This window comes from Amycolatopsis rubida, assembly GCF_900115345.1.
GTDB lineage: Bacteria > Actinomycetota > Actinomycetes > Mycobacteriales > Pseudonocardiaceae > Amycolatopsis > Amycolatopsis rubida.
Map to the genome: position 1 here is coordinate 392442 of NZ_FOWC01000003.1, position 22789 is coordinate 415230.

The 22789-nt window shown below is 71.6% G+C and carries 17 protein-coding genes; 12 read left to right on the forward strand and 5 right to left on the reverse strand.

What is annotated here, in order from left to right; genetic code table 11:
* Positions 1-22: 22 nt before the first annotated feature.
* Both BM362_RS16195 and BM362_RS16200 read left to right on the forward strand, forming a co-directional pair.
* Complete coding sequence (locus BM362_RS16195) at positions 23-2578, forward strand: DNA translocase FtsK (protein WP_093573673.1); 2556 nt, start codon at positions 23-25, stop codon at positions 2576-2578.
* Positions 2579-2622: 44 nt separating this feature from the next.
* Complete coding sequence (locus BM362_RS16200) at positions 2623-3030, forward strand: hypothetical protein (RefSeq protein WP_232791923.1); 408 nt, start codon at positions 2623-2625, stop codon at positions 3028-3030.
* A gap of 4 nt (positions 3031-3034) precedes the next feature.
* Here BM362_RS16200 and BM362_RS16205 read toward each other — a convergent pair whose 3' ends face one another.
* The gene (locus BM362_RS16205) at positions 3035-3553 is read right to left on the reverse strand and encodes an amino-acid N-acetyltransferase (RefSeq protein ID WP_067590816.1); all 519 of its coding nucleotides are present in this window, start codon (positions 3551-3553) and stop codon (positions 3035-3037) included.
* 361 nt (positions 3554-3914) lie between these two features.
* Here BM362_RS16205 and BM362_RS16210 point away from each other — a divergent pair, with 361 nt between their 5' ends.
* The 9 genes from BM362_RS16210 (at position 3915) to BM362_RS16250 (ending at position 17646) form a co-directional block, all read left to right on the forward strand.
* On the forward strand, positions 3915-5963 hold the full coding sequence (locus tag BM362_RS16210; protein WP_093573675.1) for an acyltransferase family protein: 2049 nt from the start codon (positions 3915-3917) through the stop codon (positions 5961-5963).
* A 116-nt stretch (positions 5964-6079) separates the two neighbouring features.
* Complete coding sequence (locus BM362_RS49940; protein ID WP_093573676.1) at positions 6080-10222, forward strand: AAA family ATPase; 4143 nt, start codon at positions 6080-6082, stop codon at positions 10220-10222.
* A gap of 499 nt (positions 10223-10721) precedes the next feature.
* Positions 10722-12170 carry a 30S ribosomal protein S12 methylthiotransferase RimO gene (rimO, locus tag BM362_RS16220; RefSeq protein ID WP_093573677.1) on the forward strand — a complete coding sequence of 483 codons (1449 nt, stop codon included), beginning with the start codon at positions 10722-10724 and terminating at the stop codon, positions 12168-12170.
* The gene (gene pgsA, locus BM362_RS16225; RefSeq protein ID WP_093573678.1) at positions 12167-12814 is read left to right on the forward strand and encodes a CDP-diacylglycerol--glycerol-3-phosphate 3-phosphatidyltransferase; all 648 of its coding nucleotides are present in this window, start codon (positions 12167-12169) and stop codon (positions 12812-12814) included. The genes rimO and pgsA overlap by 4 nt, the downstream gene beginning before the upstream one ends.
* Complete coding sequence (locus tag BM362_RS16230; protein ID WP_093573679.1) at positions 12814-13278, forward strand: CinA family protein; 465 nt, start codon at positions 12814-12816, stop codon at positions 13276-13278. Before pgsA ends, BM362_RS16230 begins: the two co-directional genes overlap by 1 nt.
* Before the next feature lie 100 nt (positions 13279-13378).
* Positions 13379-13828 (forward strand): helix-turn-helix domain-containing protein, encoded by a 450-nt coding sequence (locus BM362_RS16235; protein WP_067590833.1) that lies wholly within the window; start codon positions 13379-13381, stop codon positions 13826-13828.
* Positions 13829-14081: 253 nt separating this feature from the next.
* Positions 14082-14930 (forward strand): PspA/IM30 family protein, encoded by an 849-nt coding sequence (locus BM362_RS16240; protein ID WP_067590836.1) that lies wholly within the window; start codon positions 14082-14084, stop codon positions 14928-14930.
* Between the two features lie 37 nt (positions 14931-14967).
* A complete protein-coding gene (pspM, locus tag BM362_RS16245; protein ID WP_093573681.1) occupies positions 14968-15951 on the forward strand; it encodes a phage shock envelope stress response protein PspM in 984 nt (327 codons plus the stop codon).
* A 387-nt stretch (positions 15952-16338) separates the two neighbouring features.
* Positions 16339-17646, forward strand: coding sequence for an allophanate hydrolase-related protein (locus BM362_RS16250; RefSeq protein WP_093573682.1), 1308 nt, complete (start codon positions 16339-16341; stop codon positions 17644-17646).
* A gap of 107 nt (positions 17647-17753) precedes the next feature.
* Here BM362_RS16250 and BM362_RS16255 read toward each other — a convergent pair whose 3' ends face one another.
* From BM362_RS16255 to BM362_RS16270, 4 genes are all read right to left on the reverse strand, one after another.
* A complete protein-coding gene (locus BM362_RS16255; protein WP_093573863.1) occupies positions 17754-18788 on the reverse strand; it encodes a quinone-dependent dihydroorotate dehydrogenase in 1035 nt (344 codons plus the stop codon).
* Positions 18789-19260: 472 nt separating this feature from the next.
* On the reverse strand, positions 19261-19833 hold the full coding sequence (locus BM362_RS16260) for a GNAT family N-acetyltransferase (RefSeq protein WP_067590846.1): 573 nt from the start codon (positions 19831-19833) through the stop codon (positions 19261-19263).
* 363 nt (positions 19834-20196) lie between these two features.
* A complete protein-coding gene (locus BM362_RS16265) occupies positions 20197-21015 on the reverse strand; it encodes a DNA-formamidopyrimidine glycosylase family protein (protein ID WP_093573683.1) in 819 nt (272 codons plus the stop codon).
* Between the two features lie 3 nt (positions 21016-21018).
* Positions 21019-21870, reverse strand: a complete 852-nt coding sequence (locus BM362_RS16270) for a ParA family protein (protein ID WP_067590852.1) — start codon at positions 21868-21870, stop codon at positions 21019-21021.
* Between the two features lie 111 nt (positions 21871-21981).
* Here BM362_RS16270 and BM362_RS16275 point away from each other — a divergent pair, with 111 nt between their 5' ends.
* Complete coding sequence (locus tag BM362_RS16275) at positions 21982-22707, forward strand: methyltransferase domain-containing protein (RefSeq protein ID WP_067590854.1); 726 nt, start codon at positions 21982-21984, stop codon at positions 22705-22707.
* Positions 22708-22789: the final 82 nt, after the last annotated feature.

The following is a 22789-nucleotide window of genomic DNA, read 5'->3' on the forward strand; positions in this document are numbered from 1 at the left end:
CCTCGCCCGTTACCGTGGAGGCATGGCTGGGTCGGCGACGAGGAAGCGGAGCACTGCGGGAAGCGGCGGGAAGGCACCGGCGCGCAGTTCGCCTGCGCCGGCGAAGTCGCGGGCGGCTGCGTCGAGCAGGCCGGCAAAAGGCGGTTCGGCCAGGGGGCGGAGCAGCGCCCGGCCACGGACGTCCAGCGCCCGGCGCCCAGCCCCCCGGCGCAAGAACGGGGCGTTCGGGCGCGGCGTGCGCAGCACCTGGAACCTCGTCGCCAAGGGCGTCGGTTCGCTGGCCCGCACGGTCGGGCGCACGCGGGAGCTGGAGGCCGAGCACCGTCGTGACGGGCTTGCGCTCGGGCTGATCGCGCTGGCCATCGTCGCCGCGGTCGGCGTCTGGTGGCGGGCGGCCGGGCCGATCGGGGCCGGGGTCGAGGTCGCGACGCGGACGGTGCTCGGCGCGGGAGCGGTGACGCTGCCGCTGGTGCTGCTCGTGGTCGCCGTGGCGTTGATGCGGTCCGAACCGAGTCCGGAGACCCGGCCGCGGATGGTGATCGGCACGCTGCTGGTCGTCCTGTCCGTGCTCGGGATGCTGCACATCTTCACCGCGCTCCCGGACACCAACGACGGCCGCATGTACGCGGGCGGCGTTCTCGGCGCGTTTTCCGGCGGGCTGCTCACCAAGGGCGTCACCACCTGGGTCGCGGTTCCGTTGCTGATCCTCGCGCTGCTGTTCGGCGTGCTCGTGTTCACCGGCACGCCGGTGCGCGACATCCCGCACCGCCTGCGCACCTGGGGCCTCGACGAGCAGGAGCTGGCCGACTACGAGGCAGGCCAGCACGACGAAGAGCCCGAACCCGGACCTGAGGCCGGCCCGAAGGCGGTCCGGCTGCGGAAGCCGTCGCGCCGTCGCCAGGCCAGCGCCGGCAAGGACGGCGAGCAGCTCGACATCGACGCCGCGCTCGCCGAGCCGGCCACGCCGATCCGGCCGCCGAAGCCGGTCGCGCCGCCTGCCGAGGCGCCGGAGAAGAAGCCGAAGAAGGCTCCGGAACCCGCGCTGTCGGTCACCCGCACCGTCGAGGGCGACTACGCGCTCCCGCCGCCGGACCTGCTGAAGCTCGGCGACGCGCCGAAGTCCCGCAGCAAGGCCAACGACCAGATGATCGAGGCGATCACCGGCGTCCTCGACCAGTTCAACGTCGACGCGCAGGTCACCGGCTTCACCCGCGGCCCGACGGTCACCCGGTACGAGGTCGAGCTCGGCCCGGGCGTGAAGGTCGAGAAGATCACCGCGCTGACCAAGAACATCGCCTACGCGGTGGCCACCGACAACGTCCGCCTCCTGGCCCCGATCCCGGGCAAGTCCGCGGTCGGCATCGAGGTGCCCAACTCCGACCGCGAGATGGTGCGCCTCGGCGACGTGCTGCGCGCGCCGACCACGGTCAAGGACAACCACCCGATGCTGATCGGGCTCGGCAAGGACATCGAGGGCGAGTTCGTCACCGCGAACCTCACGAAGATGCCGCACTTGCTGGTCGCCGGTTCCACCGGTTCCGGCAAGTCCAGCTTCGTGAACTCGATGCTGGTGTCGCTGCTGGCCCGGTCGACGCCCGCCGAGTGCCGGATGATCCTGATCGACCCGAAGATGGTCGAGCTGACGCCGTACGAGGGCATCCCGCACCTGATCACGCCCATCATCACGCAGCCGAAGAAGGCCGCCGCCGCGCTGGCCTGGCTCGTCGAGGAGATGGAGCAGCGCTACCAGGACATGCAGGCCAACCGGGTCCGGCACATCGACGACTTCAACGCCAAGGTCCGCTCCGGCGACATCACCGCGCCGCCGGGCAGCGAACGCGAGTACCAGCCCTACCCCTACATCATGGCGATCGTCGACGAGCTGGCCGACCTGATGATGACCGCCCCGCGCGACGTCGAGGACGCGATCGTCCGGATCACCCAGAAGGCCCGTGCCGCGGGCATCCACCTGGTGCTCGCGACGCAGCGGCCGTCGGTCGACGTCGTCACCGGCCTGATCAAGACGAACGTGCCCTCGCGGCTCGCGTTCGCCACGTCGTCGCTCACCGACTCGCGGGTCATCCTCGACCAGCCCGGCGCGGAGAAGCTGATCGGCATGGGCGACGCGCTCTACCTGCCGATGGGGGCCGGGAAACCGGTCCGCATCCAGGGCGCGTTCGTCGGCGACGAGGAGATCGCCGCGGTCGTCAACTTCGCCAAGGAACAGGCGCAGCCGGACTACAACGAGGGCGTCACCAGCGCCAAGGCGGGCGAGAAGAAGGAGATCGACCCGGACATCGGCGACGATCTCGACGTCCTGCTGCAGGCCGCCGAGCTGATCGTCACGTCGCAGTTCGGGTCCACCTCGATGCTGCAGCGCAAGCTCCGCGTCGGCTTCGCCAAGGCGGGACGGCTGATGGACCTGCTGGAAAGCCGCGGCGTGGTCGGCCCGTCGGAGGGCTCGAAGGCCCGCGACGTGCTCATCAAGCCGGAGGAACTGGAGTCGGTGCTGTTCATGATCCGCGGCGGCTCCGACGCGGGCGGATCGCCCGCCGGCGGCGAGGACGAAGACTTCTGAGCCGCTCGTGCAACCCGGCGGCGCGTCCGGCCCGTCCAGTGCGCATGGACCTCAAGAAGCTCGCACTGGGTATCGGGACGGCCGCCGCGCTGGCCGGGTGCGCGGGCGGCCCGGCCGCCGTCGCGCAGACACCGTCGCGCCCGCCCGCCGCGGAGCCGGGCGGGAACGTGGCGCTCACGCCCGGCCAGGAGGTGCAGGTCGCCGGACGGGACCTGACCGTCCGCTACCGCCAGCTGGTCTCGGATTCGCGCTGCAAGCCGGGCCAGCGGTGCCTCGTGGCGGGGGAGGCCGTCGTCGCGCTGGTCCTGACCGAACCGGGCCGCGGCGAGCACACGTCCGTCCAGCTGCACACCGGCCGCCAGGGCCCGGACGCGACGTCCTTCGCCGGTACGACGGTGAAGCTCGCCGCCGTGGACGGGTCGGGCAACCACATCCTCGTCCGGTTTTCCTGAGCACTCAGAACTCGAGCAGCATCCGCGAGTTCCCGAGCGTGTTCGGCTTGACGTAGGGCAGGTCGAGGAATTCCGCGACGCCCGGGTCCAACGACCGTCGCATCTCCTCGTACACCTCGTGCGAGACCGGGGCGCCGTCGATCTCGACGAACCCGTGCGCGGAGAAGAACGACGTCTCGAACGTCAGCACGAACAGCCGCTTGAGTCCCAGCTCTCGGGCCTCTTCGACGAGCCTGCCGACCAGCGCGCGGCCGATCCCGCGGCCGCGCGCGGCTTTGTCGACCACCACGGTGCGCAGTTCGCCGATGTCCTCCCACAGCACGTGCAGCGCGGCGGCGCCCAGCACGTCGTCGGTGCCGTTCTCTTCGTCGATCGCGACCCAGAACTCCTGCACCGCCTCGTAGAGCGTGACCAGATCTTTTTCGAGGAGCACGCGGCCCGCGTCGGAATCGACGAGGGCCTTGATCTTGCGGACGTCGGCGATCCGCGCGCGGCGGACGGACGGAGAGGGGGAATCGGGCACCTGGTCAAGATAACGACCGCGAGGACCGGCCGCGCCGAGCGGCTCGATGTCAGGGACTCAAGCCGGGTGGCCACACCGGCTGCTCAGCGTCGGACAAGGACGCCGAAGCCGGCGAAATACGCGATCCGTCATCCGCTGGCTCTGGTTCTCGCAAGCCCGCTCCCGGCCAGCAGGGCTGGCCAGCCCTGCTGGCTCGGCACCCACCGCGCCTCAGCCGCACGTTGAGTCCCGGGCAGTGGCCGAGCGGCTCCATCGGGGGACCCCGGATGCGTGACGCCGCGAGCCGTCACGTATAGCTAGTGGGCGCACATGACCAGTAGTCGGCGGCCCGGCCCGCTGCCGGCCCTCGGGAGGAACCTGCATGTCCGGCACCACGGTGGCCGCCCCGGAACGGCCCGGCAAACCTCCCGCCGGGCCGAGCGCGCAAGCCCGGTTCCGGCCCGAGCTGCAGGGCGTGCGGGCGCTGGCCTCGGTGCTGGTCGTCGTCTACCACGTGTGGTTCGACCGGATCTCCGGCGGCGTCGACGTGTTCTTCCTCGTCTCCGGGTTCCTGATCACCGGCCAGCTCTACCGGGCGCTGCTGCGCGGCCGCATCGAGCTGCGCGCCACCTGGGGCCGGATGATCAAACGGCTCTTCCCGGCCGCGATGACCGTGCTGCTGACCGTCGTGGTCCTGTCGCAGCTGCTGCTGCCGCAGGACCGCTGGTTCCAGACCATCCGCGAGGTCGTCGCGTCGGCGCTGTTCTACGAGAACTGGCAGCTCGCGGCCGATTCGGTGGACTACTTCGCCCAGCACAACAGCGCGAGCCTGGTGCAGCACTTCTGGTCGCTGTCCATCCAGGGCCAGTTCTACCTGCTGTGGCCGCTGCTGTTCGTCGGGCTCGGCCTGCTCGTGCGCCGGCTCGGCTGGTCGCTGCGGCGCACGGTGAACCTGCTGCTGATCGTCCTGTTCGCCGCCTCGCTCGCGTACTCGGTGTACCTCACCGCGGCCGACCAGCCGCTGGCCTACTTCCACGGCCTCACCCGGGTGTGGGAATTCGCGCTCGGCGGCCTGATGGCGATGTTCCTCGACCAGGTCACGCTGCCGCGGCTGCTGCGCATCGCGGCAGGCTGGGCCGGCGTCGCCGGGCTCGTGCTGTGCGGCGTGCTGCTCGACGTCGACAGCGTGTTCCCCGGCTGGATCGCGCTGTGGCCGACCCTCTCGGCGGGCCTGGTGCTGGTCGCCGGGCAGACCGGCAGCGTGCTCGGCGCGGACCGCTGGCTCAGCTCGAAGTTCCTCGGCTACGTCGGCAACCTCAGCTTCTCGCTGTACCTGTGGCACTGGCCGGTGCTGGTGTTCTACCTGATCGTCCGCGACCGGGTGGCGGTCGGCCTGCTCGGCGGCACGTTCGTGGTCGGCCTGTCGTTCCTGCTCTCGATCCTGACCTATCACCTGATCGAGAACCCGATCCGGCTGTCGAAGATCGGCACCGCGAAACGGTGGGGCGCCTACCGGTTCGGCGTGCTCGCGCTGGCCCCGGTGCTCGTCGGCAGCGGCGTCTGGCAGGGCGTGAGCAGCGCGCGGGCGAACTACGAGATCGCCATCGGCGACCCGGACCACCCGGGCGCGGTCGCGCACGCGCAGGGCTTCGTCTACCGCGGCGCGCCGTCGCCGTCGATCGTGCCGCCCACGGTGAAGCTGGCCGACGACTGGGCCCGCACACCCCCGGACCAGTGCTCGATCTCGCCGCGCAACAAAGAACTCCAGATCTGCACCGAATCCCCGGACGGCCCGCCGACGAAGCGGGTCGTGCTCGTCGGGGATTCGCATATCCAGCAGTTCCTCGCCGCGTTCCGCCCCGCGGTCACCTCCGACGGCTGGGAGGTCTCGACCATGCTGAAGGGCGCGTGCCCGTACTCGTCCGGCTCCGAGCTGATGCCGGGCGACCAGCCCTGCCTCGACTGGAACAAGGCCGTCACCGACGAACTGCTCGACACGCGGCCGGACGCGGTGATCATGCTCGGCACCATCAACTCCAAGCCGGGGCCGAACGAGACGACGCCGAAGGGCTTCGTCGACGCCTGGTCCACTTTGGACGAAGCAGGCATCCCGGTGGTCGCCGTGCGCGACAACCCGCGCTACACGTTCAACATGGCCAGCTGCGTCGCGCAGAAGAGCCCGACCGACCCGTCGTGCTCGGTGCCGCGGTCCGCGGCGGTGGCCGCGAAACCGTCGTGGGAGCAGGTCGGGAACGTTCCGGACAACGTGACGTTCCTGGACTTCACCGACTACTACTGCGACGACAAACGCTGCCGCGCGGTCGTCGGCAACGTGCTGGTCTACATGGACGACAACCACCCGTCCGCGACCTTCAACACGACGCTCGCGCCGATCGCGGTCAAACAGCTCAAACAAGCCCTGGGGTGGTGACCGCGCGCGCAGCGGGAAAGGACGAGTTCGGCGGCTAGCCGTCGCGGAGCGTCCCGGGTTGGGCACAATGGGGCGGCGGGTTCGCCGCACGGGCACCTGAGGGGGAGCTGGTCTTTTTGACGCGCGCAGGGTGGGACGCATTCCAGGCCGCACAGTCCGAGGCGGCGGCGGGCCGGACGGCCGCGCTGACCGGCCCGGACGGCGTCGGATGGCTGCTCGTCCCCGGCCAGGCGTGGCAGCGGAGGCTGCCGGACGGGACCTGGCAGTACACGCCGCCGCCCGCGGATCCCGGCTACCGCGGCGCCGCCCGTCTCGTGCCGCCGCCCTCTCCCGGCCCGCCCGCGCCGGGGTACGGCGCGCCGCAGCAGTACCCCGGCGGCCAGCCGGGCCGCCCCGGTCCCGGCGCCGGGGGACCCCGGCAGCCGTATCCGGGCCCGCAGAGCAACCCGGGCGGATTCGCCGGACCGCACGGCAATCCCGGGGGGTACGCCGGACCGCAAGGCTATCCCGGCGGATACCCCGGACCCGCCGCGCCGCAGGGGAACGGATTCGGCGGCCCGCCTCCCGCTCCGCAGGGCTACCGGCCGCCGCGGCCCGGGTACCAGCAGCCGCCGGACTGGTCCGGGCAAGTCCCGCCGCCCGCCCCGCTTTCGGGACCTCCGTCGCCGCCCGCCACCCCGCCTTCCGCGCCGCCGGTTCCCGCGAGCGCCCCGGTGCCGAATCCCGCCCGGCCGCCGCGGATCCGGGTGGAGAACCTGGGCCGGACGGGGATGTTCGTCGCCGGGACCGACTCGATGGCCGAGTTCGTCACGCGCGCCACCCGGGTGGTCGCCTGGGCGGACGCCACCCGGCACGGCACCGCGAACGGCGCCGGCGAACCGCCGCCGCCCGAACCGGAACGGCCGGGTTCGGACGGCTCCGGCGACACCGTGCTCGGCGACATGGCGCGGCACAGCCGGTCGGTCACGCTCGACCTGCTGGCCGCGGGCAACCGCATGTGGCAGCGCAAGGAGCAGTCCCGCTACGAAAAGGCCTACGAGGAGTGGCAGCAGGCCTACGCCGAATGGGAGAAGCGCGAAGCGGCCCGGACGACCGCGGGCACCAAGCAGCCGAACCCGTTCATCCTGCTGGTGGGGGAGGCGAACACCGGCCAGCGCCGGTTCACCCGGGCGCTGAAGGCGTCGCTGGCCGACGCCGAAGTCGGCTTCGACAACGCCGAGTTCTTCGACTGCGCCGCCCTGATCGCCGAGTACGGCGACGACCCGGTCGAACGTTCGGTGCCCGCGACGATCAACGAAATCGAAAACGGCGGCTCCGCGCTCATGCTCGCTGAGCGGGTCGACGCGCTCTTCGGCAAGGACGCCGCGGGCACCGTCCGGCTGCTCCGCAATTACGCGCGCGACCAGGACAGCTGCCGCCTGATCGTCTTGGACGGCACCGAAAAGGTTCTCGACCAGCTCCGCACCGAGGCCCCCGACCTGGTGCAGAACATGCTGCAGTACCGGCTGCCCCGGTTCGATCGGCCCGCCGAGGCGGCCGCGCTGCTCGACGTCCTCGCCCGGGAACGCTCGTTCGGCCTGCCCGCCGACGTGCGCGACCGGCTCGCCGCACTGGCCGGGGAACCCAGTGCCCGCACGGTGGAGGCCCTGCTGGACGCGGCCTCGCGGCAGGCGATCAGCCGGGGCGCGATGCCGGGCGCCCGGATCGAGATCGGCCACCCGGACATCGAGCCGCTCGTCGCCGCGGCCGGCCAGCGCGGCGGATCCTCGATCGAGGAGCTGCTCGCCGAGCTGGACGGGATGATCGGCCTCGCCGAGGTCAAGGAGCGGGTCCGTTCGCTGACGTCGGAGATGACGATCGACGCGCGGCGCCGGGAAGCGGGCATGAAGGTCGCGGTGCGCAGCCGCCACCTGCTGCTGACCGGCAATCCCGGCACGGCGAAGACGACCGTCGCCCGGTTGCTCGGCAAGATCTACCAGGCGCTCGGCGCGCTGCCCAAGGGCCACGTCGTCGAGGTGACCCGCACCGACCTGGTCGGCGAGTACGTCGGCCAGACCTCGCTGAAGACCCGCGCGGCGGTCCAGCGGGCCGTCGGCGGCGTGCTGTTCCTGGACGAGGCGTACAACCTCGTGAACGACAAGGACGACGACTTCGGCCGGGAAGCGGTCGCGGAACTGCTGGTGCAGATGGAAAACCATCGCGAGGACCTGGTGGTCTTCGCGGCCGGTTACCCCAAGGAGATGGACGCCTTCCTGGAGTCCAACTCCGGCCTGCGCTCGCGGTTCGCCGGGTCCGTCGAGTTCCCGGACTACTCCAACGACGAGCTGGCGCGGATCTTCCGTGCGATGGCGAAGGGCCAGGGCTACGAGCTGTCCGCGGACCTGCTCGCGGCGCTGCCCGAGGCGGTCCGGCGGATCCCGCGCGGCCGCGGCTTCGCGAACGGCCGGTCCGCGCGGGTGCTGCTGGAAGCGGCGATCGGCAAGCAGTCCACCCGGTTGACCACCGACGGCGGCGCGGACCTGGTCACGCTCGTCGCCGCCGACCTGCCCCGTCCCGGCGAATCCGGGGTGGGCGCGGTGGACGACTCCGGACCGCGGCGCAGTCTCCCCGAACTGCTGGCCGAGCTGGACGCGATGATCGGGCTCGGCTCGGTGAAGCAGCGCGTGCGGTCCATGGTGGACGAGATGGCCGTCGACGCACGGCGGCGCGACGCGGGCATGAAGGTCGCCGTCCGCAGCCGCCACCTGCTGTTCACCGGCAATCCGGGCACGGCGAAGACGACCGTGTCGCGGCTGGTCGGGCAGATCTGCCGCGAGCTGGGCGTGCTGCCGTCCGGGCACCTCGTCGAAGTCGGCCGCGGCGATCTCGTCGCCGAGTTCACCGGCCAGACCGCGCCGAAGACCCGCGAAGTGTGCGAACGGGCCGCGGGCGGCGTGCTGTTCATCGACGAGGCGTACAACCTCGTGCGCGACGACAACGACGACTACGGCAAGGAAGCCGTCACCGAGCTGCTGGTGCAGATGGAGAACCACCGCGAGGACCTGGTGGTCTTCGTCGCGGGCTATCCGAAGCAGATGGACGAGTTCCTGGAGTCCAACCCGGGCCTGCGGTCGCGGTTCGCCGGCCGGATCGAGTTCCCGGACTACACCAACGAAGAACTCGCCGGGATTTTCGCCGTGCTGGCGAAGAGCCAGGGCTACGAGCTGTCCGCCGACCTCGCCTCGGCGCTGCCCGAAGCGATCCGCCGCATCCCGCGCGGCCGGGGGTTCGCGAACGGCCGGTCCGCGCGCGGCCTGCTGGAAGCCGCGATCAGCGGGCAGTCCAGCAGACTCGCCGCCGCACCGGACACGCCGCCGGACCAGCTGGCCGTCCTGGTCGCCGCGGACCTGCCGGGCGAGGCCGGGGTGGCGGTCAGCGACGACGCCGGACCGCGCCGAGGACTGGAGGACCTGCTCGCCGAACTCGACGGCATGATCGGCCTGGACGAGGTGAAGGAGCAGGTCCGCGCGCTGGTCGCGGAAACGCGGCTGGACGCGCGCCGCCGCAAGGCCGGGCTGCCGGTCGGGGCGCGCAGCAGGCACCTGGTGTTCACCGGCAATCCGGGCACGGCGAAGACGACCGTCGCGCGCCTGATGGGTCAGCTCTACCGTGAGCTGGGCGTGCTGCCGTCCGGGCACCTCGTCGAGGTCGCGCGGCCGGATCTGGTCGGCGAGTACATCGGCCAGACCGCGCCGAAAACCCGCGAGGCGTGCGAGCGGGCGATCGGCGGGCTGCTGTTCGTCGACGAGGCGTACAACCTGGTCCAGAACTACTCGAACGGCACCGACTTCGGCGGTGAGGCGGTCGCCGAACTGCTGGTGCAGATGGAGAACCACCGCGAGGACCTGATCGTGATCGCCGCGGGCTACCCGGCGGAGATGGACCGCTTCCTCGACGCGAACGCGGGCCTGCGGTCCCGCTTCGGCGCGACCGTGCGTTTCGCCGACTACGACGACGCCCAGCTGGCCGCGATCTTCACCGCCATGGCGGGCAAACAGGGCTACCGGCTCGACGCCGGGCTCGCCGAAGCGCTGCCCGGATTCATGGCCGGACTCGACCGCGGAACGGGGTTCGCCAACGGCCGTTCGGCCCGCGGCCTGCTCGAACGCGCCATCCGGGCGCAGGCGATGCGGCTGGCCGGCCCGGACGTCGACCTGGAGGCGCTGGACGACGCGGAGCTGACGTTGCTGACGGTTCCGGACGTGTCCGCCGCGGGGTGAGCTCGTGCCGGGGGCTTGTGCCGGGCGGCTCGCAGGTTCGCGAGGGGCCCTTGAGGGACTCTGCGTCCCCTGCTGACTTGAGCCGCCGCACCGGGTGCGGTTGAGGCGCGTCGGCACCGGCCGAAGCGAATGGCGGGCCCGCCAGGCTCTTGTCGGGCCGGTGCGGCGGTGCAAGCCGGGGAAGAAACAGTGAAATGGGCATCAAACAGGCATTTCGACGGCGTTAGTGTCCTGTGCGGACGGGTAACAGGGCTGAGGCGACGCGGCTCGGGTTCCTGGCAGTGCATCCGATTCCTTCAAGAGCCCCGCACGGACGACCAGCCCCCATGTCAGCCCGGCAAGAGCCGCACCGGCTCCGTCGACCCGGGCCGACGCGAGTCAGCCGCACGCCCTCCAGCCCCGGGGCACCGGCGGAGCGGCCCGGCCGGAGAAGGCCGCGTCACCGCACTGGGCGACGCCGTCGCGGGGCGGTCCGGATGCGACGGCTACCCTGAACGTCGTGCCTTCTCCCGCCGCTGACTCCGCTCGCGCCCGCCGTGTCTCCCTCGTGACCTTGGGCTGCGCCCGCAACGAGGTCGATTCCGAGGAGCTGGCGGGCCGGCTGGCCGCGGGCGGCTGGGAACTGGCCGCCGAACCGGAGGACTCCGACGTCGTCGTGGTCAACACGTGCGGGTTCGTCGAATCGGCCAAGAAGGACTCGGTCGACACGCTGCTCGCCGCCGCCGACACCGGACGCAAGGTCGTCGCGGTCGGCTGCATGGCCGAGCGCTACGGCAACGAACTCGCCGACAGCCTGCCCGAGGCGAACGCGGTGCTCGGCTTCGACCACTACGCCGACCTGTCCGCGCGGCTGGACGACGTGGTCGCCGGCCGCGCGATCGCCGCGCACACCCCGTCCGACCGGCGCAAGCTGCTGCCGATCAGCCCGGTGCAGCGGCCCGCCGCGACGGCCGAGGTCGAGGTGCCCGGGCACGCGCAGCACGGCTGGGGCCCGCGGGTCCTGCGCACGCGGCTCGACGATTCCCCGGTCGCCGCGCTGAAGATCGCCTCCGGCTGCGACCGCCGCTGTTCGTTCTGCGCGATCCCGTCGTTCCGCGGTTCGTTCGTGTCCCGCCAGCCCGACGAGATCGTCGCCGAGGCGGCCTGGCTCGCCGAGAACGGCGCGAAGGAACTGTTCCTGGTCAGCGAGAACTCCACGTCGTACGGCAAGGACTTCGGCCGCGACGGCACCCGCGCGCTCGAACTGCTGCTGCCGCGGCTGGCCGAGCTCGACGGCATCGAGCGCGTCCGCGTGTCCTACCTGCAGCCCGCCGAAACGCGGCCGCAGCTAGTGCGAGCGATCGCGACCACGCCGGGCGTCGCGGACTACTTCGACCTCTCCTTCCAGCACTCCAGCGAGCGGGTGCTGCGCCGGATGCGCCGGTTCGGCTCCACCGATTCCTTCCTCGCGCTCACCGAGCAGATCCGCGAGTACTCGCCCGAGGCGGGCATCCGCACCAACGTGATCGTCGGCTTCCCCGGCGAGACCGAGGACGACCTCGCCGAGCTGGAGCGGTTCCTCACCGGGGCCCGGCTCGACGCGGTCGGCGTGTTCGGCTACTCCGACGAGGACGGCACCGAGGCCGAGACCTTCGAGGGCAAGCTCGACCCGGCCGTGGTCGCCGAGCGCGTCGCGCGCATCTCGGCGCTGGTCGAGGAGCTGACCGCGCAGCGCGCCGAAGACCGGATCGGCACTTTCGTGGATGTGCTGGTCGAGCACGACGGCACCGACGGCGACGACGCGGTCGGCCGCGCCGCGCACCAGGCCCCCGAGGTCGACGGGGAATGCGTCATCCTCGAAGACGAAGACACCAAGCCGTTCGCGGTGGGCGACCTCGTCCGCTGCGAGGTCGTCGACTCCGCCGGCGTCGACCTGGTCGTCCGCCCCGCGCCGGACGCCGGCCGGTGAGTGCCGCGCCCAGCGGGGCGGGCGAGGGCGTGCCCCGCGCCGCGTCCGAGGGCGGGGCGCAGGTGCCCGAGGCGACTGAAGTCCCGACGCTGAACCTGGCGAACCTGCTCACCATCTCGCGGCTCGTCCTGGTCCCGCTGTTCGTCGTCGCGCTGTTCACCGGCCACGGCGAGGACACCACGTGGCGCGCGATCGCCACCGGGCTGTTCGCCGTCGCCTCGGCCACCGACCAGGTCGACGGCTGGGTCGCCCGCCGCTACGGGCTCATCACCGACTTCGGCAAGATCGCCGACCCGATCGCGGACAAGGCGCTCATCGGCGCCGCGCTGGTCGGGCTCAGCGCGCTGGGGGAGCTGTCCTGGTGGGTCACGATCGTGATCGCGGTGCGCGAGATCGGCGTGACGCTGCTGCGGTTCTGGGTGATCCGGCACGGCGTGATCCCGGCCAGCCGCGGCGGCAAGGCGAAGACGATGGCGCAGATCCTCGCCATCGTGACCTATCTGCTGCCGCTGCCGGCCGGTGCGGACCCGGTGCGCTGGGCGCTGATGGGCCTCGCGGTCGCGCTGACCGTGATCACCGGCGTCGACTACCTGGTCCGCGCGATCCGCCTGCGCGCGGCCGGCCGGCGCGCGATGGGCGCGTGATGACCGAGGCACCCGAACTGGTCGCGACCCTCACCCGCCGGGGGGAAACCGTGGCCGCGGCGGAGTCGCTCACGGCCGGTCTCGTCTGCGCCACGCTCGCCAAGGTGCCGGGCGCGAGCGCGGTGCTGCGCGGCGGTCTGGTGGTCTACGCCACAGAGCTGAAAGCCGCGCTCGCCGGGGTCGACGAACAGTTGCTGGCCGAGCACGGCGCGGTGCACCCCGACGTCGCCGCGCAGCTGGCCAGGGGCGCGCGGGAGCGGTGCGGGGCGACCTGGGGCCTCGGCCTGACCGGCGTCGCCGGGCCGGATCCGCAGGACGGCGTGGCGCCGGGAACGGTGTACGTCGGGATCAGCGGACCGGGCGTGGACACGGTGCGTGAACTGGCCGAGACCGGTGACCGGGACACGATCCGGACCGCGTCGGTGCGCGCCGCGTTCGCGCTGCTCGGGGAACAACTAGACTGAAAACGGCGTTCGCCCTTGGCGTACGTACGTGTCAAGTCCTGCACTCGGGGTACCGCTCTGGGTAACGTGGGAGGCACCAGTTCGGGAAGGGAGGCGCGTGATGACCGTGCTGTTGCGCGAGGCGATCGGTGATCGGCTCCGTCATGCCCGCACCAACCAGCGTCGAACGCTGCGTGACATCTCCCGCGCCGCCCGGGTGAGCCTCGGCTACCTGTCCGAGGTCGAGCGCGGCCAGAAGGAAGCTTCCAGCGAGCTGCTGGCGTCGATTTGCGAGGCGCTGGAGCTGCCGCTGGGCGAGCTGCTGCACAAGGTCGCCGCCGACGTGTCGGCCCTCGACAAGGTCGAGGTCGCGCCGGTCGAAGAGGTGGAGACCGCGCCGAGGGAGACCGTGCCCGACCGGGGCGAGGCCGGGTTCGAAGGCGGCCGCATGGTCTCGGAGCTGATCGGCGACGACCTCTCCGACCTGCGGCTTCAGCCCGCGCCGCGGATGAACACGACGTTGCGGACCACGATCGGCGCGCCCAAGCTCGCGTCCACGATCGCGGCGTAACGCCGGCGCTGTTTCGCTGCCCGGCCCCGGGGCTCTCCCCGGGGCCGTCGGCGTGCGCGGGGTTCCCCTCCGGGCCGGGCCCGGCCGCCGGTCAGGGCTGACCCTGAATTCCCCCGGGGTCGCCTGGAACGGCGGAGGCCGACCTGACACGATGGAACCCGACGCCGGGGTCGGTACGTTGTGCGACTAGGGGAGCGACGCCCCGCCCCGAAGCAATCAGGGCCCGTGGGACGCAAGAAGGCAGGCGGAGGAGATGGCCAACCCGTTCGTGAAGTTCTGGAAGTACATGATGGCGGCGTTCTCGTCGAAGATCGACGAGCACGCCGACCCGAAGGTACAGATCCAGCAGGCCATCGAGGAGGCACAGCGCAACCACCAGGCGCTGACGCAGCAGGCCGCCTCCGTGATCGGCAACCAGCGGCAGCTGGAGATGAAGCTCAACCGCCAGCTCGGCGAGGTCGAGAAGCTGCAGGCTTCGACGCGCCAGGCGCTGGTGCTGGCCGACGAGGCCCGCGGCAAGGGCGACGAGGCGAAGGCGACCCAGTTCGAGACCGCGGCGGAGAGCTTCGCCGCGCAGCTGGTCACCGCCGAGCAGAGCATCGAAGACCTCAAGACGCTGCACGACCAGTCGCTGCAGGCGGCCACGCAGGCCAAGCAGGCCGTCGAGCGCAACGCGACGATGCTGCAGCAGAAGCTGGCCGAGCGCACCAAGCTGCTCTCGCAGCTGGAGCAGGCGAAGATGCAGGAGCAGGTCTCCGCCTCGCTGAACCAGATGAGCCAGCTGGCCGCGCCGGGCAACACGCCGTCGCTGGAAGAGGTTCGCGACAAGATCGAGAAGCGCTACACCACCGCGCTGGGCTCGGCCGAACTGGCGCAGAACTCGGTGCAGGGCCGCATGATGGAGGTCCAGGAGTCGGCCACCCAGATGGCGGGCCACTCGCGGCTGGAGCAGATCCGCGCGTCGATGCGCGGCGACTCGGTCGCCCAGGTCACCGACGGCGGGTCGGGCTCGGCCGCGGCCGCGCCGGCCCCCGCCTCGGGCGACATCCAGCGGGAGATCCAGGCCCGCGTGCAGGCCGAACAGGGCAAGAACCCGGCCTGACCGGCCGGGCACGAGCGGCGCGCAGGGGGCGGGGCGGATGACCAAGCGGCGGGACTTCAGCGAGTTCAACGCCAAGCTCGAGAAGCACATCGAGCGGTTGCCCGACTACGCCCAGCGCGCCCAGGAAAAACTGCAGCGGTACTTCCCGCCTGCCGACGAGGCAGGCGGGAAGCCGCAGCAGAACAGCCGGCCCCAGCGCGGTCCGGTCTCCCCGCCGCCGGTGCCGCGCCGCCCGTCGGCCCCGGCCGCCTTTTCCGCGGTCGCCGGGCAGGTGCCCGCGGTCGCCGAGGTCCGCGCGAAATGGCAGCGCTGGAACGAGCCGAGCGCGAAGCACCAGCGCCGGATCCGCCGCACCTCGCGCGTGCTGACGTTGTGGGTGCTGGTCACGATCCTGCTCGGGATCCTCACCGTGCTCACCGCCACCGGCCTGCTCGGCGGAGCGGCGGCCGGCGCGGAGATCGGGCAGGCGGTGTTCTCCGGTTTCGCGACCCTGGTGTTCGGCACGTTCAGCGTCCGCACCGGGATGCGGTTGCGAGAGCTGAAGAAGCTCGAACTGCCCGCCGCGCCCAGCGGTCCGCCGCCGCTGCCCGCCGCCGGTTCGGCCGCGCGCGAGCCGATGGAGCGGTTGGCCGAGTCGGAAGCTTCGCTGCGTGAGCTCCTGAAGCAGCTTTCGGTCCCGACTTCGCTGGGCACCACGGCGGTTCCCGAGGTCTCGGTCGCCGACGCCCGCGCGACGGCCGACGAGGCCGCCCGTGCGCTGCGCGGCCTGGCCGACCGGATCCAGGCGATCGAACGAGGCCGCGATTCCGCACCGGAGCGCGAACGTTCGGCGCTGCAGGCCGCGGTCGCGAAGCTGCGCGAACAACTCGACGACGGCATCGAAGGCTACGGCGGCCTGGTCGCCGCGGCCGGTCGCGCGGTGGCGGCGAGCAGTGACGGGATGGTCACGTCGCGGGAGGCGCTGACGGACGCGACGGACCGGCTCGCCGGGTTGGCGCTCGCGCTGAAGGATCTTGGCTGACCCGCTGATCCAGCCCCGTCGCCGGACCCCGCGGCCGGGCAATCCGCCGCGAAACGCCCGATCCGGGGGTGAATGTGGTCCGGGCCCGCGGCTTCGCGACGTCCCCGGGAATCGCAGTGGCCGGACCGAAACGCCGTCCTGATGGCCGAGTTTGGGATTCCGGTCGGCGCAACGGGACACCGCCGGCCGCGACGGTGCGTGAGTTTCCCCCGCACACCGCAACAATCGCGTAATCCGATCCTGCTGGTGACGGAAACGTCCGCGGTTTAACGTTTTTCTCATGAGGTCGGTGTTGGCACCCGCCAGGCCCGGCGTCGCGGGCTGAGGTTCGCGGCGCCGGACGTACACAGTGGACTCCTCCGATCCCGCCGAGGAAAGGACGCCCTCGTGACTACGCTCCCGCCGGAACCTGATCCCGTTCCCGTCCCTCCGCCCAGCTCGTCCGAGCGGGTCCGCACCGCGTTCGAGCGGCTCGCGAAAGCCGACCGCCCCGGACTCTGGGCTTCGGTGCGGACCATGGAGGAAGTGCTCGTCGAAGCGAAAACCGTCGACGAACGCGTCCACGCCGGAGAAGACCTGCCGCTCGCCGGAACCGTCTGCGCGGCCGACGCCGACGGCCCGCCCGCGATCGCGCGCCTGACCGACGCCGGCGCGGTGGTCCTCGGAACCACCGTCGCGGACCCGGAAAACGCGGTCGTCGGGCTTGAGATCGTCGACCTGGCACTGAATTCCTCCGTACGCGAGATCGCCGCCCCGCCCGGGGTGCTCACCCTCAAACCGACGCCCGGGCTCATCTCCGGGACGATCGTTTCGGTGTCCGCGCACCGCCTCGCGACCGCCCAGCGTGCCGTTGCCGCGATGCTCGGCCCCGATGGTCTGGACCCTGCGGTCCGCGAATGGCCCGCCGACGTCCGTCTCGCCGCCGGACAGCACCCGCGCCTCGGCATCCCCGCCGAAGCCAGCCTCCCGCTGCCCGTGAGAAGAGCGTTCGAGGTCGCTGCTGCCTCTCTGGAGGCTTCCGGGGCCGTGCTGGTCCCAGTGGACGTCAGCGCGCTTTACGGGGCCGGCAACGTCCCTGCGGCTCATTCGCTGCTGGCGGCTCTGGACGCGGTTCTCCTGCCGACTGTCGGCGTTCTGGACGCGACGCTGAACGCCCTGGACCTAGCTGCGGTGACCGTGCCGGGAGACCGGCGGCCGTACGGAATCACGGTGGTGACAAGGGCGTTCGAGGACCAGATCGGTGCCGACCTGGCTTCGGTGCTGACCGGCGAGCAGTCGCCGGATCCGTATCCGTGCGAGAGCGTCGACGTCGTGGTGTTCGGTGCACATCTGTGCGGCCAGCCGTTGCACGGCGAGTTGCGCGGTGCGCGGTTCGGTGGTCTGGTCCGGACCGCTGAGCGCTACCGGATGGTGCTGCTCGACGGTGTCACGCCGCCGCAGCCCGGGGTGATCTCCGGCTCGGCCGGCGTGGACGGCGAGCGCTGGCGGCTGTCTCCCGCGGCGTTCGGCCGGTTCGCGACGGGGTTGGCCGCGCCGTTCGTGCTGGGCCGGGTCGAGCTGGAGGACGGGAGTTCGCCGCTCGCGGTGCTGTGCGAACCGGCGGCCGCGGCGAGCGGGGAAGGTCTGGACCGGTACGCGTCTTGGCGGGGGTATCTGCGGTTCGTCAGCACGGGGGGACGGCGGCTCCCCGGCTGAGGCCGGACGGTCGCTTTCGGCGTCTGGGTCGAGCTGTCCGGCGCCGAAGCGGTGGACCGGCCCGGGTCTTCGCGGGCGGACTCGGGCTCGGCGCTGTCGGGGCTTCGCTACCGGTCGGCGAGTCCCCGGCCGACGCGGCGGACCAGTCCGGGCCCGTGCAGGGCGAAGCCGGTGTAGATCTGCACGAGGCTGGCCCCGGCGTCGAGCATGCGGCGGGCGTCGTCCGGGCCGAGGATGCCGCCGACGCCGATGATGGGCAGCTTGCCGTCGGTCTTTTCGTGGACGAAGCGGACGACTTCGGCCGAGCGCTCGGTCAGCGGGCGGCCGGACAGCCCGCCGGTTTCGGAGGCCAGTGCGGCTTCGGCGGGGGCGACGCCTTCGCGGGAGAGGGTGGTGTTGGTCGCGATGATTCCGGCGACGCCGTGCTCCAGGCAGACTTCGAGGAGTTCGGCGAGTGCGTCGTCGGTGAGGTCGGGGGCGACCTTGACCAGCAGGGGAGTGTCGCCGCCCAGTTCGGCTCCGGTCTCGCGGAGCTCGGCGAGCAGCTCGGCGAGTGCCGCTTTGTCTTGCAGCGCACGGAGACCCGGGGTGTTGGGGGAGCTGACGTTGATCGCGAAGTAGTCCGCGAAGGGGTGCAGGGCGCGGAGGGAGAAGCGGTAGTCCTCGACCGCCTCGTCCAGCGGCGTCACCTTGGACTTGCCGATGCTGATTCCCAGCGGGACAGCGGGCTTTCCGCGGGCGGCCAGGCGGTCGGCGAGGGCTTGGGCCCCGTCGTTGTTGAAGCCCATGCGGTTGATGACCGCGTCGGTGGCCGGGAGGCTGTAGAGGCGGGGTCGGGGATTGCCTGGCTGGGGGTGTCGGGTGACCGTGCCGACTTCGACGAAGCCGAAGCCAAGGGCGGGCCAGGCGTGCAGGGCGCGGCCGTTCTTGTCCATGCCCGCGGCCAGGCCGACGCGGTTGGGGAAGGTCAGGCCCAGGACGGTGGCGGGGTCGTTGGTGCGGTACAGCTTCGAGATCGGGCGGAGGGCGGTTCCGGCTCGGCCCGCTCGGCTCAGGAGGGTGACGGTGCGTTCGTGGACGACCTCGGGGTCGTGGTAGGCGAGCCGGTACATCGCTGGGCGGACGATCCTGTCGAAGAGCACGTCGTCCATGCTGCCGTATCGCTGCTGGTCTGGCTGGGGCGGATCGGGGTTGGTGTGGTTCGGGTCGCGCCGGGGGCGGCTCGTCGCCTGGGGGCGACATTGCCGTGGTCGCTGGCGTGGGGCACCCGAAGCTTGATTGTGCTGACGGGCGGCGGGTGCTTGTCAAGGCGGGAAAGATGCCTTGACAAGCACCCGCCGCCCGCAGGGAGGCTTCGGATCGGGGTGCGGGGATGGCGTGGGTGCCTCGATTGTTGGCTTGCGGTTGGGGTCTGCTGGGCTTCGCGCCCCAATGGGGCGGCATCCCCGGAGGCTTGCGGGCGGGGCTGGCCGGGAAGGGGTCCCTCACGGACCGGTGGCGGGTCGTGAGGGGAACCCTGAGGAACTCTGATTCCCTCGGGTTCCCCTCACGGCACGTGGGCGGCTGGCGGAGCGGGCGGAGCCGCCGCGGGCCGGAAGTGCCGGAGGGGAGGGATCAGTTCCTCCGGGAAGCACCGGCTTTCCACTCGTCTTCCAACATGGCGTAGACCAGCTCGTCGGTCCATTCGCCCTTGACGATCTCGTTCTCCCGCAGGCGTGCTTCCTGGCGCATCCCCAGCCGTTCCATCAGCGACGCCGACGCGGTGTTGCGGCCGTCGCAGCGGCCGATGACGCGGTGCAGGCCCAGATCTTCGAAGCCGAGGCGCAGGACTTCGCACGTTGCTTCCAGGGCCAGGCCTTTTCCGTGGTGGTCGGGGTGGAAGACGAAGCCGATCTCGCCTTGGCGGTGTTCGGCGCTGAGGTATTCGAGGTTGAGGTCGCCGATGAGCTGCCCGGTTTCGGCGAGTTCCACGGCGACGGCGAGGAACTGGCCTTCCTCCGTCAACGTCGCGCTGTGCACGCGCTTCGCCAGCGCGGCCGCGGATTCCGCGCGGCTGCGCGGTCCCCAGTACAGGTAGCGGACGACGTCCGCGCGGGACTGGAACGAGTTCAGGGCATCGAGATCGTCGTCCCGGAACGGGCGGAGGAGCAGGCGTTCGGTGCTGATCGGATAGTCCGGCCTGAGCATCCTCCCAGCCTAGCGACTTTCGCGGGTCCGGAGGAACCGCCAGTGATCGCCGAGAGCGGAAAGAACCGCGAACGGACAGGGAAATTCCCGGGGCGCCTCCTGAACGCCGTCAGCGTCCAGGCCCGAGCCGGACCGGTGCTCGGGAACCCCGGGAACCCGGTGACTGCCTGGTATTCGTCAGCAGGCAGCACGTGAAGCAGGCGATGAGCCGAAGGTGGCTCTTGGTGCGTCGCTGCTCAAAGTCCCAACACGTGCCATCCGCTAGCGGACAGCCACCTCACGAGTCCTGTGTGAATACAACTTAGGACCACCTCCTCTCTCGTGTACTGCCACGCTAACCGCGAACCTCTCGGTACGGCAACATCATTTGCGCGGCGGTCCATCGGCCGGGACGGGGCCGGGCTGGCAGCGCGGGCAGCACCAGGTCGGGCGCTGGTACCGGCCGTCGCCCTGCTGGCGCACCAGCAGCGGGCCGCCGCAGCGGAAGCAGCCCTGGCGGGTGCGTTCGTAGACCCAGGTGCGGCGGCCGCGGCGGAGGTCGCCGGTGGTGGCCTGCTCGTGCCGCCACGCGTTCGCGACCAGCAGCTTCCGGGCGAGCGCCACCGCTCGTGCGGGGTCCACTTCGGACACTGGGGTCCACGGGGAAACCCCTAGCAGGAAAGAGATCTCGCACTTGTACAGGTTGCCGACGCCGGCCATGATCCGCTGGTCCAGCAGTGCGTCGCCGAGTTCGCGGTCCGGTTTCGCGGCGAGATTGGCGGCGGCCAGCGCGGCGTGCTCGTCCCTCCACTGTGGATCGAGCAGGTCCGGGCCGAGGTGGCCGACGAGAGCGGGTTCCTCGGCGGTGGGCAGCAATTTCAGGTCGTGCAACCGGAAACCGATCACCTGGACGTCCTCGGTCATCAGCACGACGCGCGCGTGCTGGGCGGGCATCGCCCACTTCGCGCCCGCCGGCTGGATTTTCCACGAGCCGTCCATGCGCAGGTGGCTGTGCAGCGTCAGGTCGCCGGAGAAGCGCGTGAAGAGGTGCTTCCCGACGGTGCCGACGCTGTGCACCTCCCGGCCCGCGAGGTCCACAGTGGCCAGTTCGGGATGCCGGAACTGGCCGCGCACCAGCGTTTTCCCGGCGAGCGCGCGGTCGAGCAGCTTTCCGGCCAGGAATACGGTGTCGCCCTCGGGCACGGTTCAGCCCGCGGTTTCCGACACTTCCGCCCGCGCCGCTTCCTCCTCGGCGCGCACGCGGTGCCGTCCGGCGCGGCTGGAGCGCAGGATTTTGGCGAGGACCATGTTGAAGGTCAGCGCGATCTCTTGTGCGCCAGGGGAATGCCATTCGTGGATCGGGCTGCACGCGCCCTGGGCCTGCTGCACCGCGAGCCGGTCCGGGATCGCGGTCGGCATCACCAGCGAACCGAAGTTCTCGCGCAGTTCCGAGACCCGGAACTGGTGCTCGTACGACCGCACGCGCAGCTTGTTCACGAGCACGCCGATCGGCCGCAGGGACGGATTGCCGTCCTCGCGGATCCGTTCGATCGCTTCGAGTGCGCGCTGGGCGCCGGCCACCGCATACATTGTGGGTTCGGTCACAATGAGCGCGCTGTCGGCCGCCACGAGTGCCGATTTGGTGAGCCGGCCGAGCGACGGCGGGCAGTCGATGATCGCCAGCTCGTACGGGTCCTCGCGCAGCGGACGTTGGTGGAGTTCGTCGAGCGCGCGGGAAAGGTTTTCCAGGCGGCGGCCGTCGGAGTCGGGTTCGTTGAGCGACTCCAGCTCCTCGGCGCCGACCAGCACGTCGATCTCCTCGCTCCAGACGCTGGGCGCGATCGCGCGTTCGAGGACGGCCCGCGCGGGCGTCTCGAGCACGTCGGCGAGCGTCGCGTCGGTGAACGGCGGATCGAGCGAGGTGGTGGCGTTGCCCTGCGGGTCGAGATCGGCTACGAGCGTGCGGGTTCCCCTACGCAGCGCGGCCGACGCGATACCGAGCGCGACCGTCGTTTTGCCGACACCACCCTTGAGGCTGAGAACGGCGACCGTGTGCACTCGACACAGCCTACGGGCCGCGCGCCGGGGCGGTAGCCCGGAAGGTGGCGAACGCCGCTGCGGTGCCACGCGGGTCACGGCAAGTGACCGGCGGCCATTACCCTGTCGGCCATGAAGACCGACACCGTGGCCGCCCGGGGTTCGGGCGCTGTACGCCGGGCGCTCGAGGCCGAACTGCGGGCCGCCCGCGCCCGCGGCGTGGAGCAGCCGGTCGTCGTCGACGTCGGCGGCGGGAGCGGCGGCTGGGCGGTGCCGTTCGCCTCGGCCGGATGCCTGGTCACCGTGGTCGAACCGAACCCGAACGCGCTCGCGACGCTGCGTCGTCGCGCCGAGGAGGAGGGTGTCTCCGGCCGGATCACGGTGATCGCGGACGACTCCGACGCGCTCGGCGCGCACGTCCGGGCCGGATCGGCGGACCTGGTGCTGGCGCACGGCCTGCTGGAGGTCGTGGACGACCCGCGCGTCGTGCTCGACGCGCTCGCCGCGGCCGTGTCGCCGGGCGGGGCCGTGTCGGTGCTGGTGGCCAACCGCACCGCGGCCGTGCTGCATCGCGCGCTGGCCGGGCGGATCTCCGAGGCGCAGCAGCTGATGGAAGGTCCGGACGGCGTCGTCGCGGGGGACACCGTACTGCGCCGGTACGACAGTGCCGGGCTCACCGATTCGCTCGTGGCGGCCGGCCTGGAGGTCACGCTGCTGCAGGGCGACCGGGTGATCTCGGACGTCGTGCCGGGCGGGGTCCGCGAGGACGAACTGGCCGAGTTCGAGCTGAGTGCCTCGGCGGTGCCCGCGTTGCGCGACGTCGCGGGCCGCTTGCACGCGATCGCCCGGCGGGGCTGATCCGCTCTCCGCCCGCCGCGATGACCGGCCCGGCCACCCGTAAGCGTGGTCGCCGGTGCTCGCACGCCAGGAATTGTCGGTG